Here is a 16,814-nt window from a genome sequence, read left to right as displayed (position 1 = left end):
ATCACTGTCGTGCATCGGACTGGTCGATGCCGGCAGGTGAACTGCGTGCAACTGTCGGCAGGGACGAAAAGACCCCTCGGCCCAATGGGCACAAGGGGTCGCGCGCTCGCGGGTCTTCATGACCTCAGCGGGCGCGCCGTCCAAGTACGAGAGTCTTACGCACATTCACACGTTGCCTCCGGATGACGGGGATGTCAATCGGGACGCGATTGGTCTCACTGGCTGAGACGGTCTGCCCGCCCCTCGGGCAACGGCACGGGTGCGGCGGAAACGGGCAGATCCATCGTTCCTGACCTGGGTCCGTTTTCCGGTGCGGGCGGGTCTTCCAGGTCGATCGGCCCGGACTGCAGCAGGCGGCGCAGTTCCGAGGCCGGCAGGGCCTTGGACAGGGCGAACCCCTGCCCGGCCTGCACCCCGAGATCACGCAGGGCCCGGGCCGTGGCCAGGTCTTCCATGCCCTCGGCCACCACGGCCAGGTCGAGCCCGCGGGCCATCGCGACGACGGCCCCCAGCAGGGCGGCCGCGCGCGGGTCGGTGCCCAGCCCGGCCAGCAGCGAACGGTCGATCTTGACCGTGCTGACCGGCATCCGGCGCAGGTACGACAGTGAGGAGTAGCCGGTGCCGAAGTCGTCGATGGCCAGGCGGATACCGGCGTCGCGCAGCGCCTGCAGGGCCTGGGGCGCCGGGCCGGAGTGCTCGACCAGCTGGCTCTCGGTGATCTCGAGCACTAGCTGGGACGGGGGCAGCCCGGTGGCCTCGAGCATCCCGGTGACCAGTTCCACGAAGGCCGGCGAGACCAGCTGGGCCACGGACATGTTGACGCTGACCGAGATCCCGTAGCCGCGCCGGGCCCAGCCCGCGGCCTGGGTGACCGCCTGTCGCAGCACCCACTCGCCGAGCTCGGTGATGGCGCCGGTGTCCTCGGCCACCTCGACCAGCTCGGCCGGGCTGACCAGGCCGGCCAGGCTGTGCTCCACGCCGGTGGGTAGACGCAGCAGGGCCTCGACCCCCTGCACCCGGCCGTCCGACAGCCGCACGATCGGCTGGTAGGCCACGGCGAGACGGCCCCGTTCCAGGGCCTCGCGCAGACCGAGCGCCAGGTCGACCCGGCGGCGCACCCGGGCGTCCAGCTCGGGCTGCCAGAGTTCGTAGCGGGCCCGGCCGTCCGACTTGGCCGCGTACATCGCCAGGTCGGCCCGGTGCACCAGGGTCGAGGCGGAGACGTCGTGACGGCCGTCGCAGTGCGCCACGCCCACGCTGAGCCCGAGCTGCACGGTGCGGCCGACCACCCGGAACGGCGGGGCCACGGCCTCGACCAGACGTTGTGCGGCGGTGGCGGCCGTGTCCGGCCCGAGGCCCTCCAGCGCCAGGATGAACTCGTCGCCCCCGACCCGGGAGATGATCCGCCGCCGGGCGTCCACTCCCCCGGCGACCGCGTCCAGCCGGGCGGCGACGTCGACGAGCACCCGGTCGCCGGCGGCGTGACCGAACCGGTCGTTCACCGCCTTGAACCCGTCCAGATCGGCGTAGAGCACGGCGATCTCGCCCTCGTCGGAGGCGTCCAGCCAGGTGCTCACCTCGTCCAGCAGATGACTGCGGTTGGCCAGGCCGGTCATCTGGTCGAACCGGGCCAGGCGTTCCAGCCGCTGCCGCAGCTCCACCGAGTCGGTGACGTCATTGAGGTTCGCCACCGCGCCGCCGTCCACGGCCCGCAGCCGCAGCTGAGCGGTGCCGGTGGCGGGCGCGGCCAGGCGCACCTCGATCTGCGCGGAGTCGCGGTGTCCCCGCGTCACCTCCAGCACCGCCTCGCGCACCCGGCGCTGGTCCTCGGTGCGGGCGAGTTCCTCGAAGGGGCGATGCGCAATGGACGCGGGTGGCCGGTGCAGCAGGCGGGTGGCGGCGGCGTTCACGGCGACGATGCGGCCGTGGGTGTCCAGCCGCAGCAGCAGGTCGCTGGTGTTCTCGACCAGGGCGCCCAGCTGCCGGCGGGCCTCCACCTGACCCCTCAGCAGATCGTCCTGCTCCAGCAGCAGGAACGTCTGCCAGACCGCGAAGGCCACGCCCAGGCAGCCCAGGCCGAACAGCGGGATCGGACCGGTGCCGCTGGTGGCGGCCTGGATCACGACCCCCGACGTGGCGGCCAGGGCGACGCTGTACGGCACCACCCGGCCGCGGCGGCGGGGCAGGAAATGGACGTCGTCGGCGGACTTCTCGTGCCGGGCCGGGGTGGCCGGGCCGCGGAACCGGGCCAGCCGCACGCTGTAGAGCACCAGCAGCCCGCACGAGGTCAGCACGACCGGCACCAGCCCGGCGTCGGACACGTGCGGCCACTGCGGGATGCCGGCTCCGGTGATGCGGGTGCCGCGCAGCAGGTCGGCGGCGAGCACCCCGGTCAGGGCGGTGACCAGCAGGCCCCACGACCGGCCGGGGGTGCGGTTGCCCTCCGGCCCGACGTAGCCGATCAGCCCGGCCCGCGACGTGCGCGAGGAGGTGCGGGTCGGCAGCCGCAGGATCGCCAGCAGCGCCATCAGGTCGAGCACGGCGGGCAGCAGGGCGAACGCGGTGCTGGACGGGAGCCACAGCGGTGCGTCGACGGCCAGCCAGACCAGCGTCGCGGTGCTGAACGCCAGCACCGCGGCCTCGGCGACACCGATACCGGGCCGGCGCACCGGCACGATCCGGTCGGCGGTGCCGGCGGTCGCGGTGAGCAGCCCGCCGGCCGCGATGACCATGAGGAAATCGGTGGTCTGCCCGGCCGCCAGGGAGTCCGAGGGGTCGAGCAGCCGCGCGGCCCCGGAAGCGAGCGCCCAGCACAGGCCCCCGATCGCGATCGTGGGGGTGAGCAGGCCGGGACGACGACGCAGCGTCCGCACGAAGGCATACGTCCAGGCGGCCCCGGCCACCACGGCCGCGGCCGCCATCAGCATCGCCGGCACCACGGTGACGACAGTATCCGGGCGCCCGGCACCGTAAGCGCCGAAATGCCACGAACGCGGGGAGTCTCAACTGTCAGTGATCACGCGGTTTTTCCGGGTGATCAGGGACGGATGAGGGGCGGCCGGACAGCGCCCGCGAGCATCCGCCAGAACCCCCTTTCCGTGATCATGCAAAACCTCCCCAGAGTTCTAGAACTCTCTCGCTTGGAGTTCTAGAACGCCGGGGAGGTTTTGCATGATCACGGAAGGTTTTGGGCAGGGTCGCTCCGGGAGAGGCGGGCTTCAGCCCGTGACTCGCTCGGTGCTGGCCCGGCGGGGTTGCGGGACCGAGAGCATGGGCGGGGCGGGGCTGACGAAGGGGTCGCTGGCCCGCAGCTCCTCGATCGGGCGGGGCGGGGAGAACAGGAAGCCCTGGGCCAGACGGCATCCGTACTCCAGCAGGAGCTCGGCCTGACGCCGGGTCTCGACGCCCTCGGCGATCACCTCGAGGCCGAGTTCCGCGGCCAGGCCGAGCATGGAACGCACCAGCACGTCGTCCTCGGCCTGCTGGCCCAGGCCCCAGACGAACTTGCGGTCGATCTTGAGGATGTCGACGGGCAGCCGGGAAAGGTACTGCAACGACGAGAAGCCGGTGCCGAAGTCGTCGATCGCCACGTGCACGCCCTCGGAGCGCAGCATGTCCAGGCGCGAGGCGGTGCGGCCCAGGTCCTGGATCGCGGCCTGCTCGGTGATCTCCAGGGTCAGCCGGCCGGGGGCGACACCGCTGTCGGCGAGCGCCTGCATGGTGACGTCGTAGAAGTCGGTGCCGACCAGCTGGGCGGCCGCGACGTTCACCGCCATGCCGAGCTTCGGGTCGCGCCAGCCGGACAGCTGGCGCAGCGACTCCCGCAGCACCCAGGCCCCCATCGGCACAATCAGGCCGCTCTCCTCGGCGACCGGCAGGAACTGCGCGGGCGACCAGGTCTCGGCACCGACCGGCCAGCGCACCAGGGCCTCGAAGCCCTCCCACTGGCGGGTGTGCAGATCGACGACCGGTTGCAGGTAGATCGCCAGGCTCTCGTCGCGCACGGCCGTCTCCAGGTCGCCGCGCAGCCGGTGGTGCTCCATCACGCGCTCGGACATCCACGGCTCGAAATCCACCACGCCGGCGCCCCCGCGCTGCTTGGCCCGGTACATCGCCAGGTCGGCGTCTCGCAGTACCTCGCGCGCGGTGTGCGTCACCACCGGGTCGGCCACCACCAGGCCGAGACTCGCCGACACCGAGGGCCGCCCGTGCGCCGTCTCGTCGAACCCGTTGAAGGCCGTGATCACCGCGTCGGCGGCGGCCTTGGCCTCGTCCGGGTCGACGGAGGCGGGCATCACCGCGAACTCGTCACCGCCCAGCCGGGCCACCGAGTCACCCGGGCCGGCCGCCTGCCGCAGGCACTCGGCCGCGCGGTGCAGCAGCCGGTCGCCCTCGGCGTGGCCCATGGTGTCGTTGACCTCCTTGAAGTTGTCGAGGTCGATGAACATGACGGCGGCGTGCTGACCCGAGGCGAGCCGGGCGTTGACCGCCTCGAGGAAAGCCGTGCGGTTGAGAAGGCCGGTGAGAGCGTCGGTCTGCGCGGCGTCCACCAGTTCGGTCTGCATCCGTACCCGATCGGAGACATCCCGCCCGACCAGCACCGCGCCACCGTCCTCGCGGGGCGTGATGGCCCATTCGATCACCCGCCACCGCGACTCGTCCGCCGCCCACATGTTGCCGACCAGGCCCGCCGTGCGGGGCTCGGTCCGGGTCGCGGGCTCCGGCGGCATCCCCGGAACGACCGGCAGGAAACGGGTCTCCACGCGCTGCTCGCCCCGGCGCCACTGCGGGGCGCCGGCCACGACGCGGGACATCTTCTGGTCGTCCTGGTGCAGGTAGTCCAGCAGTGTGGTGCCGACGAGCAGCTCCGGGCGCATGCCCAGCACCCGGTCGGAGGCGGGGTTGGCGAACTCGATCACGCCGAAGTCGTCGACCTGGAGAATCACGTCCTGGGTGTTCTCCAGCAGTTCCTCGTAGAGCTGGCTGCGCGCGGTCAGGTCCTGCCAGAGCTCCTCGGTGCGCCGGGACTGGTTGACCAGGGCGGCGCAGGCGGCCACCGAGGTACCGGCCAGCACCACCCCGACGACCGGGTCGGTGCCGACCGGGACGAAGATCAGGATCACGGCCAGCGGGACCGGCAGCTGCCACAGGCGCAGCGTGCGCGGGCGCGGGTCGAGGGCGAGACGGCTGTAGACGCGGCCGTCATCCATCCGGGTGGTGAGGGCCAGCAGCACCCAGGCCGCTCCCCAGAACGGCACGGCCAGCTCGGTCCGGGTGGCCAGGCCGACCAGGTCGCCCGTCAGGGACACGGCTCCCGAGCCGATGGCCACCAGCGATCCGCGGCGGTCGGTGGGCAGGGTGCGCATGGCCACGCCGGTGGCCAGGCCCACCAGCAGCATCAGCGGGAAGATCCAGAACAAAGTGGGGACGACGTGCTCACGCACCCCGATGACGTTCTGGTAGCGGGCGGCGATCCAGACCACCCCGACCAGGTTGGCGATCACCAGCCAGCCGTCGGCCAGCATCGCGGCGTAGTCACGCCCGGTCAGGTGGGAGGCCGGGTTGTTGACCGTGCCGAACAGGAACAGGACCAGGACCAGCGGCCGCAGTAGGCACCAGAACCAGACGTCCGGCAGGCCCTGGAGAACGGCGATCGAGGCGCCGCCCCAGACCAGGAAACCCACTCCCGACAGCACGGTGCCCCGCCGGTAGGCCGGCTCGCGCGCAGCGGCCGCGAAGGCCACACCCGCGGCCGCCACGGCCGTAGCTCCCGTCGCGATTAGGGCAATCAGCATGAGTCCACCTGTGAACCGCTTTCACCGTCGACCCTGGTCAGGTCGCTCTCACCCCATCGGCGGCAGGAGGGTGACGGTTGAGCGGTCAGGACCGCCGCTGCCCTCAGCCCAGCACGGCACCCTGCGAGGCGGAACCGACCAGCTTGACGTACTTCGCCAGGACCCCCCGGGTGAAATGGTGCGCCACCGGGACGAAATCCTGCATCCGGGAGGCGATCTCCCCGGGCGACACGAGCAGGTCGAGGGTGCTCTCGGCGACGTTCAGCCGGATCCGGTCGCCGTCCCGCACCGCCGCGATCGGCCCACGGTCCACGGCCTCCGGGGTCACGTGCCCGACGCACAGCCCGGTGGTGCCGCCCGAGAACCGGCCGTCGGTCAGGAGCAGCACGTCTTTACCCAGACCGGCGCCCTTGATCGCACCGGTGACGGCCAGCATCTCGCGCATCCCGGGCCCGCCCTTGGGCCCCTCGAAACGGATCACCACCACGTCGCCCGCCGTGATCGTCCCGTTCTCCAGCGCGTCCAGGGCCGCCCGCTCCCGCTCGAACACCCGTGCGGCGCCCTCGAACACGTCGCTGTCGAACCCCGCGCTCTTCACCACCGCGCCCTCGGGCGCCAGGGAGCCGTGCAGCACGGTGATGCCTCCGGTGCGGTGGATCGGCTCGGACAGCGCCCGCACCACCTTCCCGTCCAGATCGGGCGGATCGATGCCGGCCAGGTTCTCGGCCATCGTCGCGCCGGTCACGGTCATCACGTCGCCGTGCATCAGCCCGGCGTCGAGCAGGGCCTTCATCACGACCGGCACACCGCCCACCCGGTCGACGTCGAACATCACGTACCGCCCGAAGGGCTTCACATCGGCCAGGTGCGGCACCCGCGCCCCGACCCGGGCGAAATCGTCCAGCGTGAGCTCCACCTCGGCCTCGTGCGCGATCGCGAGCAGGTGCAGTACGGCGTTCGTCGAGCCGCCGAACGCCATCACCACGGCGATCGCGTTCTCGAACGCCTCCTTGGTCAGGATGTCGCGCGCCGTGATGCCGCGGCGCAGCAGGTTGATCACGGCCTCGCCGGAGCGCCGGGCGAACCCGTCGCGGCGCCGGTCGGTGGCCGGGGGCGCGGCCGAGCCGGGCAGGGACATGCCCAGCGCCTCGGCCGCGCTCGCCATCGTGTTGGCCGTGTACATGCCGCCGCAGGCACCCTCACCCGGGCAGATGGCGCGTTCCAGGATGTCCAGGTCCTCGCGGCTCATCAGGCCCCGCGCACAGGCGCCGACCCCCTCGAAGGCGTCGATCAGCGTGACGTCCTTCTCGGTGCCGTCGGTGAACGTCGCCCTGCCCGGCAGGATCGACCCGGCGTAGAGGAACACCGACGCCAGGTCGAGCCGGGCCGCGGCCATCAGCATGCCCGGCAGCGACTTGTCGCAACCCGCCAGCAGCACGCTGGCGTCGAGACGCTCGGCCTGCATGACGGTCTCGACGCTGTCGGCGATCACCTCCCGCGAGACCAGCGAGAAGTGCATCCCCTCGTGCCCCATCGAGATGCCGTCACTGACGCTGATGGTGCCGAACTCCAGCGGGTACCCCCCGCCGGCGTGCACACCGTCTTTCACCGCTTTCGCCAGCCGGTCCAGGCTGAGGTTGCACGGCGTGATCTCGTTCCACGAACTCGCCACCCCGATCTGCGGTTTCGCGAAGTCGCCGTCGCCCAGGCCGACCGCGCGGAGCATCCCGCGTGAGGCCGTGGCCTCGATCCCGTCGGTCACCTGCCGGCTGCGCGGCTTGATGTCGTGCTCATCGGCCTGCGTGTCCTGGGTCACGTCGGGTGACTCTACGCGCCGTGCGGGTGGGCTCCCCCCTCCGGAGCCCACCCGCACTCGTGTCCGCGAAATCGCTGCCCGAAAGCGGCCGGCAGGCGCCAGAAGCGCAGAGCCGGTAGCAAGGCGATCACGTGGACTCCCCCCACCGGACGAACGACGCGGACAGCAACCAGGACGCCGGTAGCCAGCCCGCAGGTCTCCCGCTTCGGCCGGTTTTCTCTTCGGGACGAGTGACGGGGAACACCTCCGGGTTCCGCCCGGTCGTGCCAGACTTCCCGGTCATGTCCGCGCCCGTGCTCGTCGCCTGCTCCCACGGCACCCGCTCCCCGGCCGGGCGGGAGGTGATCGAGCAGTTCCGCGCCGACCTGGCCCGGGCCCGTCCCGGGCTGCGCGTCGAGGCGGCGCACGTGGACGTGCAGGAACCGTTCGTCGCCGATGTCGTGGACCGGCTGAAGGCCGAGGATGTGCCCCTGGTCGTAGTGCCGTTGCTGCTCTCCACCGGTTTTCACGTGAAGACGGACATCGGCAACGCCGTGGCCTCCGCGCCGGGCCTGGCCCGGGCCGCGGCTCCGCTCGGGCCCGATCCCCGGCTGCTGGAGGTGCTGCACGACCGGCTGGCCGAGGCCGGGGCCGCCCCCGGCGATGCGATCGTGCTGGCCGCGGCCGGTTCCAGCGACCCGGCCGCCCTGAGGGCCGTGGAGGAGACGGCCGCCGCGCTGTCGCGCTCGCGGGAGGGCGCCCTGGTCGTGCCGGCCTACGCCGCCGCCGGCTCCCCCACCGTGGCCGACGCGGTCGCCCGGCTGCGCGAGGAGCATCCCGGAACGCCCGTCACGATCGCCGGGTACCTGCTGGCTCCCGGGCAGTTCGTCAGCAAGATCGAAACCGCCGGCGCCGACCGGGTCACCGCCCCGATGGCACCCCATCCGGTACTGGCCGAACTGGCTCTGAGCAGGTACGACGCGGCGGCTGCCGGGCTGCGCGGGGTGTGACGGCTCGCACTCCCCCGGTTTTTCCAGCAGTATCGGACGGGTGAAGACGTCACACGCGATCGCCGCCGGATCACTCGTCGTCATGACTCTGTCCGGTTGCTCGTCGGCCTCCGACGACCCGGAGGGCTCGGGTCCGGTGAGCGTCGAGGCGAGCGACGAGCAGACCACCCCGGCCACCCCGGGTGGTGAGCCGAGCGACGCAGGCGCAACGACGTCCACCAGCAAGGTACCCAAGGTGACCCTGGGCAAGACGCTCGCGACCAGGCTCGACGTGCCCTGGGGCGTGACCTTTCTGGCCGACGGCTCGGCGCTGGTGTCGGAACGACCCGGCGGCGACATCGTGCGGATCACCCCGAAGGGCAAGAAGTCAGCGGTCGGCACGGTGCCCGGGGTGAGCGACGACGGTGAGGGTGGGCTGCTCGGGCTGGCCCTGAAGCCGGGTGGGAAGCCGACGAAGGCCAAGCCGGTGAACCTCTGGGCCTACGTGCACAGCACCGAGGGCGACAACCGGGTGGTGCGGATGAGCTACGACGGCAGCTCGCTGGGTAAGCCGAAGGCCGTGCTCACCGGGATTCCCGCGTCCAGTATCCACAACGGTGGTGAGATCACCTTCGGGCCGGACGGAGAGCTCTGGATCGGTACCGGCGACGGTGCGAAGACCAGCAACGCGCAGAACAAGAAGAGCCTGGGCGGCAAGATTCTCCGCATCAACAGCGACGGCTCGGTGCCGAAAGACAATCCGTTCAAGAATTCCCCGGTCTACTCGCTGGGCCACCGCAACGTGCAGGGCATCGCCTTCGACTCGAAGAAGCGCCCCTGGGCCGCCGAGTTCGGGCAGGACACCTGGGACGAGCTGAACCGCATCCTGCCCGGCAAGAACTACGGCTGGCCGGTGGTCGAGGGCAAGAAGAAGCGCGAGGGCTACGTCGCACCCAAGGTGCAGTGGCACACCGAGAATGCCTCTCCCAGTGGGCTCGCGATTGTAGACGACGTGGCTTACCTGGGGGCGCTGCGAGGTGAGCGGCTGTGGGCGGTGCCCCTGCGGAACAAGACCGCGGGCACGCCGAAGAGCCTCTTCCACCAGCGTTTCGGCCGGATCCGCAACGTCGCCGCGACCCCCGACGGAGACCACCTGTGGATCACCACGTCGAACACCGACGGGCGCGGCGAGCCGGGGAAGACCGACGACCGGGTACTGCGGATCGACCTGGGCTGAGCCCTACATCAGAACGCTCTCGATCTGACGGTCGAACGGCTGGCGCACCAGCCCCGGAACCAGCGCGGGAGGCAGCCTCTCGGCCCCGCCGCGACGCTGTCCCACGGTGCTGCGGATCAGGTCGGTGAGGTTCTCGGGCGGTTCGTAGATGAACCGCAGCGGGGTCCGCATCACCGTGTCGTACAGTTTCAGCGCCAGCCAGATCGCCGGCACCGTCAGGGCGAACGGCAGGATCCAGGACAGGGCCGGCACCGAGCCCACGATCGGGTGGAGCACCGCCACCAGCAGCACGATCACCGGGGTGTGGGCCAGATAGATCGGGATCGTGCGGGCGCCGAGATAGCTGAGCAGCTGCACGTTCTGCAGCAGCACGGCCGCGCCGACACCCGCCACCAGTCCGAGCAGGCGCACGATCACCCCGACCACCGGCAGTGTGTCCAGACCGGTGACGTGGACCAGCGTGGAGATCAGCAGCCAGCCCCCGACCGCGCCCAGGGCGATCTTCGGGGTGAAGCGATCCGCCAGCATCTGCAGCAACTGGCGGTAGTAGCAGCCGATCAGGAAGAACAGGTAGTAGCTCGGCGTACCGCTCCAGCCCAGGTTGATCGCGGGGATAAGGTCGGAGAACGTCAGCGCCCCCATCAGCGCGCCCACCGCCAGCTGCGGTGCCAGCGGGAAGCGAGAGCACAGGCGGGCCACCACGAAGAAGATGGCCAGCGCCCAGACGAACCAGAGCTCGAACGCCGGTCGGGCCGGGGACAGGGCCAGCGACGTCAGCAGGCTCGCCGGGCCCAGCGAGGCACCCGTGAACGTCGAGGCGACCACCGACTGCGCGGTGCTCACGACCTGCCACAGCAGATACACCCAGACCAGCGACAAGACTTTCTGCGACAACAGTTCCGACCAGGACGCGTACAGCCAACGGGTCGCGAGGAGCCCCGCGCTCATGAAGAACAGCGGTGTCCACACGGTGCTGACGATCTGGTTGAGGTCATTGAGCAGCGGCATCGTGCTCGCCGACTGCTGCACCCACCCGGCCGCGTGCAGGAACACGACCAGCACGATGGCCAGGCCGCGCCCCGAGTCGACCCAGGCCAGACCCGGCTGTCCTCCCGGCTGGTTGTTCCCGCCCGGTGCGTACGGCCCGGGTCGGGATCCGGCCAATGGTGGACGTCCTGGTTGCCCCGCCCGGTTGCCGTACGGTGCGCTCCGGTTCAGTGAACCTTGATTCGGCGAGCCCGGGTTCGGAGGGCCTTGATTCGGAGGGCCTTGATTCGGAGGGCCTTGATTCGGGAAGCCCTGGTTGAGTGAGCGCGGGTTCGGCGAGCCTTGGTTGAGCGCGCCCCGGTTCGGCGAGCCCTGGTTGAGCGCACCCCGGTTCGACGGGCCCTGGTTGAGCGCACCCCGGTTCGGCGAGCCCTGGTTCGGGGAGCCCTGGTTCGGGGAGCCCTGGTTCGGGGAGCCCTGGTTCGGGGCATAGGTGTTCGGGGAGTAGGCGTTCGGGGACCGGGGCGGGCCGGGCTGCCGGGGCTGGAAGAGGTTTGCCGGGGTGGCCGGGCGCGCCAGGTCTTTCAGCCAGATGGCGTCGGATGCGTCGCGGACCTCTTCGTCGTGGGCCCGCTCGTCACGCTGCTGACGGCCGTGGCCCTTCTGACCGCGACCGGGCCCCGGCCGGCGGGAGCGGTTCTGTCCCCCGGATGACCGCGACGCATCCTGGAACTCGCCAGGCATCTGGCCGTGCCGATCCGGTGACAGGTCAGCGGCTGCGTCATGGTCGCCGCCGGACGGACCTCCCGCGCCAAGGGCCGCCGGCCGCGAACGAGCCGCCCCGCGGCCGGGTTGACCGGGATCGTCGTACTGCTGACTGTCCCGGGCATCGCGCCGACCGGGGCCGTCATTGGCTACGCGCCCCTGCCCGTCCTCGTCGGAAGGCTCGTAGTCGTCGTAGTCGGCCTGGTCGTTGTAGTCGGCCTGGTCGTTGTAGCCGGCCTGGTCGTTGTAGCCGGCCCGGTCGTCGTAACCAGCCCGGTCGTCGTAACCAGCCCGGTCGTCGTAACCAGCCCGGTCGTCGTAACCAGCCCGGTCGTCGTAACCAGCCCGGTCGTCGTAGCCGGCCCGGTCGTCGTAGCCGGCCCGGTCTCGGTCACCGGCCCGGTCATCCTCATCGGCTGGGTTCTCGTCATCGGCGTCGTAGCCGTAACCCGCCTGGCCTCCGTAGCCAGCCGGGCTCTCGTGATTGGGGTGGTACGCATGGTCGGCCCGGTTCCCGAAGCCGTCCTCGTCCCCGTGGTCGGCAAAGAGCCTGTTATCGCTCTGGCTCTTGTTGTCGCCCCGTTCGGGAGAACTGTTGCGGCGGCCGGAGATCGGCAGGTCCTGGGTCCAGAACGCCTGGGGATCCCCCGTACCGACGCTTCCCTGAACGTTCTGGAAACCGGGCGGGGTCGCGGGAGACCCGGGAGCCTGCCCCTGACGGTCGCCGCCACGCGAACCCGCGTGACCTCGCTGCGAAATCGGCGCGTCTTCGGTCCAGAACGCCTGGAGCGCCCCCTGCTCCGGACCGGCCGCGGCATCGTCGGCGCCGACGAGCGCCTCGGGACCGTCAGGCACCTCTAAACCGGCTGAGCCCCTGAAACCGGCTGAACCCTCGTGACCAGACGAACCCCCGTATCCAACATCCTCGCCGGACCCGGAGCTGGAGCCGGACCCGGAGCTGGAGCCGGAGCTGGAGCCGGACCCGGAGCTGGAGCCGGACCCGGAGCCGGACCCGGAGCCGGACCCGGAGCTGGAGCTGGAGCCAGAGCCGGAGCCTGAGCCGGAGCCTGAGCTGGAGCCTGAGCTGGAGCCTGAGCTGGCGCCTGAGCTGGCGCCGGACGCCCGTGACCGCCGCCGACCACGACCGGCGCCCCGGTCGTCCTCAGGCCGTGACCGCCGACCCGAGGACAGGTCCGGGCCATTCCCGCGGGCGTCGTCCGGCGACCAGAATTCCTCCTGGTCCCCCGGCTCGCCGGCGGGGGTATCCACGAGCGATCGGGATCTTCCCGAGAACTGTTGTCCTGCATCGGAAGGTCCGGGACCGGACCAGGTCTCCGGCTCGTCCGGACTCTCGCCCGGCGTCCGGGAGCCGGGGCCCGCGCCGAGCGCTCGCGGACCTGCCCCCAGCATCCGTGAGCCCAGGTCACCGGCGTTCGGCAGACCGAAATCGGCGTCGGGCATGCGGGACACGAACCCCAGGGCGCCCGTGGCCGCTAACCCCGGAGCCGGCGCCCCGCGTCGTCCACCGGCACCCGGATCCGCGACGTCCGCACCCAGCACCCGCACCTCGGAACCACTCAGACCCGAGCGACCAGACCGTGCGTCCCTCGTCCGCGGACCGGATTCACCGGCACCCGGCCGGTCAAACCCTGGATCCCGCCGCTCCAGACCACTCCCGGCGACGCCCGGCTCACCCCCGCCCGCATCACGCGCCCGCACACCCGATTCACCGGCACCCGGCCAGAACTCACTGGCACCTGGTCCGGAACCCCGCCTGTGTGAACCGTTTTCCCGGGGTTCCCCGAAGCCCGCGCCGGGCGTCCACTGGTCGGACCCAGCGGCCCCCGGACGCCGCCCCGGTGAACCGGGGTCGTCGGCGACCGGCGCACCGAAGGGTTCCGCGCCGGAGCGTGACCCCCTTCGTCCACTGTGTGAGCGCTCCGGGGTCGGGCCGCCCAGCGACCTGACGTCGAGTTCCGCGTGTCCTCGGTGGCCGGATCCCAGCTGGTTGTCCCCGGGGGCTCCTGAGGTGAGGGACCCTGGGGCGCCGGCAACCTCGTCCGTTGCTTGATCGCTGTAACCGCTTGCCACCAGTGGTGACCCGACATCCGCGTTCGGCGACCGGGCGCCGAAGCCCTCGCCCCCCGGATCCACCTCGCGGGCCGGTGACCGGGACGGACGTCGTCCTTCTGGCTCCGCGCCCTGCCACCAGGCATCGGCGGGCGGGGTGTCCTGGGCACCGTGGCGGGCCTCGGCCCGGCGGCGCTCGGCGCGGGACATGTACGGCTGGGCCGCCGGTCCGGGCCCGGTTTCCGGGCGAGGTTGCGGCGCGGGCGGGGCCACCGGTGCGGATGCGGGCCGCTCAGAACGGATTCCGGGCTGCGGTGGCTGGGTGTCGTCCTGATTGAACTCGGGCAGGTAGGTGCTCAGCGGGCGGTGGCCGACCGCGTCGGGGGAAACCTTGTCCTGGAGGTAGATCTCACCGCTGCGCTCCCAGTTCGAGAGCAGCACGTCGAGCACCGGCATACCGTTGGGCGTGGTGATCGCCGCGGCCCGGCGGCCGGCCGGGCGGGGACGGCCCGGACGTTCGGGAAGGGGCTCGGAGGCACCGAACTCCACCGGTTGTTCAGGCTCCTGCGGGTCTTGCGGCGAAGCGGCCTGCGGGGACGAGTGCCGTCCGGCACCGCGGCGGGAGAGGGCAGGCCGCGGCTCGTGCAGGTCGGCCATCCGATGGCTCCTCGCCTTCCGTCGAGTACGGCCTTCCCAGCCGTCCCGGCAAGGCCTCGCCGACGGTATCGGTGTATCCGTTGCTCCCGGCCATCAAGGGGGCATCTTTACCGAATCGAGAAGATCGGCAGGTTTAGGGCCCGGAGCGGCCCAGACGATCGGTCATGGCAGCCAGATCGCTGGCGCTCATGGCGTGTCCGTAGTGAAGTCCCTGGCCGAAGCCGACCCCCATGCGGCGCACCAGGTCGTCGACCTGGCTGGTCTCGACCCCCTCGACCACGACGCTCACACCGACGGTGCGACTCAGGTCGAGCACGGCGCGGGTGATGGCGCGCGACCGCGGTTCGGAGACCAGGCTGCTGGTCAGGGCCCGGTCGATCTTCAGGATGTCGGCGGGCAGACGCTGCAGGTAGCCCAGGGCCGAGTAGCCGGTGCCGAAATCGTCGATCGCGATGGTGAAACCGAGGGCGGCGAGGCGATGCAGGGTCTGCGCGGCCTGGCCCTCCTCCACGAGCACCTGCTCGGTGACCTCGATGACGAACTGCTCGCGGGGCGCGCCGTGGGCGGTGAGGGCCTCCTGCACCACCTGGTGGAAACCGGGCACCCGCAGCTGCACCGGCGAGACGTTGCAGTTGATGCGCAGGCCGCGGTCGAACAGGCCTTCCTTCACGGCGCTGCTGAGCGTGGCCTCCATGATCTGCTCGCCGATGTCGACGACCAGCCCGGTCTGCTCGGCCACGGTGATGAACTCGTCCGGCCCGACCCGGCCGAGCTGCGGGTCGGTCCAGCGGGCCAGGGCCTCGGCGCTGGTGACCACCCCGCGGCGCAGGTCGACGATGGGCTGGAACTGCACCGTGATCGCGCGGGTCTCGACGGCGGTGCGCAGCCGTTCCTCCACCCGCAGACGACGCTGCCGGATGCGGGCGACCGTGGAGTTGTAGACCTCGACCCGGTTGCGGCCCGTGGCCTTGGCCACGCGCAGCGCCGCCCCCGAGGCCGAGAGCGCGCCGAGCGGGTCGACGACGGTCTGCACCGACGGATCGGTCTGCTCACCGGCGTCCTCGGAGTCGTCAGGACCGTCGGATTCATCAGGGTCGGCCGGGCTCAGGGCCTGGTCCTGGTGATCCCCGAGAGGCACCGCACCCTCGATCAGGGCCTTCGCGTCGACGGCCGCGACCCCGATGCTGGCCGAGACCTCGACCCGGGTGACACCCTCGACGTCGGCGGCCGACTGCCGCACGGCCGTGACGATGGTCTGGCCGACCTGGGTACCGACCTGGATGCTGCCGGGCAGGAGCACAGCGAACTCGTCGCCACCGATGCGGCTGACCAGGGCTTTGGGTGGTACCGCGGCGGCCAGGCGATGGGCCACGGCGACCAGCAGCTTGTCGCCGGTGGCGTGACCGAGTAGGTCGTTGACGTCTTTGAAGCCGTCCAGGTCGACGGTCAGCAGGCACCACGGCTCGCCCTGCTGCAGGCGCGCCATCTGGGCCTGGAGCACGCGGCGGTTCGCCAGGCCGGTCAGCGGGTCGGCCGTGGCCTCCTCGTTCAGCCGGCGCAGCAGGGCCGAGCGGATGCGGGTGTTCAGCATCTCGCGGCCACCGAACACGACCACCGCGATCATCACCAGGACCAGGGCGATCCGGTCGGTGTGGTCGTCCACCAGCAGCGCGGCCAGCGAGACGACCAGCAGCACCAGGCTGACGGTGGTCGTGATGATGACCCCGCGGGCGTCGGGATCGACCGGGGCGCGCAGTTCGTCGGGCGGGCGGGGCTCGTACCGCAGCAGCCCGTAGACGATCACGGGCCAGGCCAGGCACCAGAGCAGCGACGCCCACCAGGGCCAGGGATCGGTTCCGGCCAGACCGGCGCGCATCGTCACCAGGTCACCGACCGTGTAGAGCCCGGCGCCGATCGCGGCGACGAGCAGGTTGCGGTCGAGGTCCCGCACGTAGGCGAGGGTGGCGAAGCAGATCACGGTGAGATCCGCGATCAGCACCAGCGCCGCCATCACGGCATCGGCGTCGAACGGCCGGCCGGTGAACACCTGCGCGAAGGCGAAGTGCCAGGCGGGCAGCGCCACCGTGACGCCGAGCAGCACTGAGTCCAGGCCCAGGCGCCAGGCCGGGTGCCGGCCGGGCACGGCCCGGGGCACCGACAGCAGTCCCCACACGCCCAGCGGCGCGGCGACGAACGCCACGGAGTCGCCGATGGTCGGGAAACCCTGGCCGGACAGGGCATTCACGATCTGACCGGTGCCCCAGAGCATCAGGGCGGCACCGAGGATCTGCCGGTACCGGACGGGTTCACCGTCCGGTGGGCCCGGCCTCGTTCCGTTCCAGGCCAGCAGCGAACCGCAGAGCAACGCGACCATGCCGGTCAGCCCGGTCGCCAGCGGCCGGGCGCCGATGCCCTGGGTGATGCCGGCCACGGTCAGGGCCGCCGCACAGGCGACGGCCACGAAGGCCACCGCCCCGAACGCGACGTCCCTGACCGTGGTGGAGGGGTTGGTTGTCACC

At 71.5% G+C, this 16,814-nt stretch carries 7 protein-coding genes; 2 read left to right on the top strand and 5 right to left on the bottom strand.

Features of this window, described 5'->3' with window-relative positions:
* Positions 1–215 precede the first annotated feature (215 nt).
* The 3 genes from LR393_RS26165 to ilvD form a co-directional block, all read right to left on the bottom strand.
* Positions 216–2,939 (bottom strand): putative bifunctional diguanylate cyclase/phosphodiesterase, encoded by a 2,724-nt coding sequence (locus tag LR393_RS26165; protein ID WP_231487374.1) that lies wholly within the window; start codon positions 2,937–2,939, stop codon positions 216–218.
* A gap of 279 nt (positions 2,940–3,218) precedes the next feature.
* A complete protein-coding gene (locus tag LR393_RS26160) occupies positions 3,219–5,795 on the bottom strand; it encodes a putative bifunctional diguanylate cyclase/phosphodiesterase (protein ID WP_231487373.1) in 2,577 nt (858 codons plus the stop codon).
* Between the two features lie 103 nt (positions 5,796–5,898).
* A complete protein-coding gene (gene ilvD, locus LR393_RS26155) occupies positions 5,899–7,611 on the bottom strand; it encodes a dihydroxy-acid dehydratase (RefSeq protein WP_231487372.1) in 1,713 nt (570 codons plus the stop codon).
* Between the two features lie 281 nt (positions 7,612–7,892).
* Here ilvD and LR393_RS26150 point away from each other — a divergent pair, with 281 nt between their 5' ends.
* The gene (locus tag LR393_RS26150; protein WP_231487371.1) at positions 7,893–8,600 is read left to right on the top strand and encodes a sirohydrochlorin chelatase; all 708 of its coding nucleotides are present in this window, start codon (positions 7,893–7,895) and stop codon (positions 8,598–8,600) included.
* Positions 8,601–8,640: 40 nt separating this feature from the next.
* Positions 8,641–9,816 (top strand): PQQ-dependent sugar dehydrogenase, encoded by a 1,176-nt coding sequence (locus tag LR393_RS26145; RefSeq protein ID WP_231487370.1) that lies wholly within the window; start codon positions 8,641–8,643, stop codon positions 9,814–9,816.
* Positions 9,817–9,819: 3 nt separating this feature from the next.
* On the opposite strand, the gene LR393_RS35760 is transcribed toward LR393_RS26145, so the two are convergent.
* Both LR393_RS35760 and LR393_RS36680 read right to left on the bottom strand, forming a co-directional pair.
* Positions 9,820–12,423, bottom strand: coding sequence for an acyltransferase family protein (locus LR393_RS35760; RefSeq protein WP_331282988.1), 2,604 nt, complete (start codon positions 12,421–12,423; stop codon positions 9,820–9,822).
* A gap of 2,005 nt (positions 12,424–14,428) precedes the next feature.
* The gene (locus tag LR393_RS36680) at positions 14,429–16,813 is read right to left on the bottom strand and encodes a putative bifunctional diguanylate cyclase/phosphodiesterase (protein WP_231487369.1); all 2,385 of its coding nucleotides are present in this window, start codon (positions 16,811–16,813) and stop codon (positions 14,429–14,431) included.
* Position 16,814: the final 1 nt, after the last annotated feature.

The organism is Kineosporia mesophila (assembly GCF_021129235.1).
Lineage (GTDB): Bacteria > Actinomycetota > Actinomycetes > Actinomycetales > Kineosporiaceae > Kineosporia > Kineosporia mesophila.
The sequence above is the reverse complement of the archived record's forward strand: the minus strand, read 5'-3'. Positions and strand labels throughout refer to the sequence as shown.

What these genes read in the sequence shown, in the direction of transcription:
- LR393_RS26160 (WP_231487373.1), bottom strand. Translation starts at nt 5,795, where the DNA reads ATGCTGATTGCCCTAATCGCGACGGGAGCTACGGCCGTGGCGGCCGCG.
- LR393_RS26150 (WP_231487371.1), top strand. Translation starts at nt 7,893, where the DNA reads ATGTCCGCGCCCGTGCTCGTCGCCTGCTCCCACGGCACCCGCTCCCCG.